The 856-nt window shown below is 68.6% G+C and carries 2 protein-coding genes; both read right to left on the bottom strand.

Annotation, left to right across the window (positions count from 1 at the left end):
* The coding region (locus CCN39_RS51445; RefSeq protein WP_208630715.1) for a hypothetical protein at positions 1–651 on the bottom strand (651 nt) is incomplete at its 3' end.
* Positions 648–856, bottom strand: a 209-nt coding sequence (locus CCN39_RS49030; RefSeq protein ID WP_208630714.1) for a hypothetical protein, incomplete at its 5' end; no start/stop codon positions are given. The genes CCN39_RS51445 and CCN39_RS49030, both read right to left, overlap by 4 nt.

The raw sequence follows: 856 nt of genomic DNA, 5'->3' as shown, positions 1-856 counted from the left end.
GTGCATGATCCATCGAGTGGAAGACAGCGCAGAGTTGACGCTTCCCGAACCTCGGAAACAAAAAAAGCCCTGCCCCGGCGTGTGCCGGGGACAGGGCTTCAGGAGTGGAGTGCTGCCGGTCAGAAAGCCCAGGTTGCGGGCAGCGGCCCCGTGGTCGGGGCTGGGGATCGCTGATGCGGTCGACCTAGCGGGGGGGTGTCGCATGACGGTGATCGGGATGTCACCGGGCTCGGTGGCGGGGGCGTAGATCAGGCGCCAGGTGTTCTCCCATTCGCATCCGCAGGGGTGCTCGGGGTGCGGATGCCGGAGGATCACAGCGTGCGTGTGGACGGCGCGCGGAATGCGGGGGATGACCTCCGCCGGGTCATCGCCTGGGTAGAGGTGGAGGCTCCGCCAGCCGTGGACACGATCCATGTAGGCGGCCGCGGCCTCGATGACGGCGGACCACATCTGATGCCCGAGGGCGACGAAGGCGGCCGGGTAGGCATCATCGTCGGCCGGCCCTCCGATGCCGGTGATGTGCAGGCCGCTGTAGGCGAGGAAGCCGTACTCCTTGACGTCCTCGCCGGGACTCCAGATGCCTTCGGCGGGGACCGTCGTGCCGTCGTCGGCCTCGCTGGTCTCGATCTCGTACAGGGCCGTGGCGGTCACGCGCTCACCCCCGCGATGGCGTCGGCCAGGAGCGCGACGATGTCGGCGTCGTACGGGTCGGCGTAGCTCTCATGGTCGCTGACGTGGAACACGGCGTCCTTAGCGGTGACGGTTAAGCCGGGGAGGACGGTGGCCGCCCGGCCCTCCAGGTGGGTGTTCAGGCGGTCGGCATCACGGGAAGCGCGCCAGGTCTGGAAGTAGGGAC

The organism is Amycolatopsis kentuckyensis, assembly GCF_002155975.1.
Taxonomy (GTDB): domain Bacteria; phylum Actinomycetota; class Actinomycetes; order Mycobacteriales; family Pseudonocardiaceae; genus Amycolatopsis; species Amycolatopsis kentuckyensis.
This window is presented reverse-complemented; position numbering and strand designations above follow the sequence as displayed.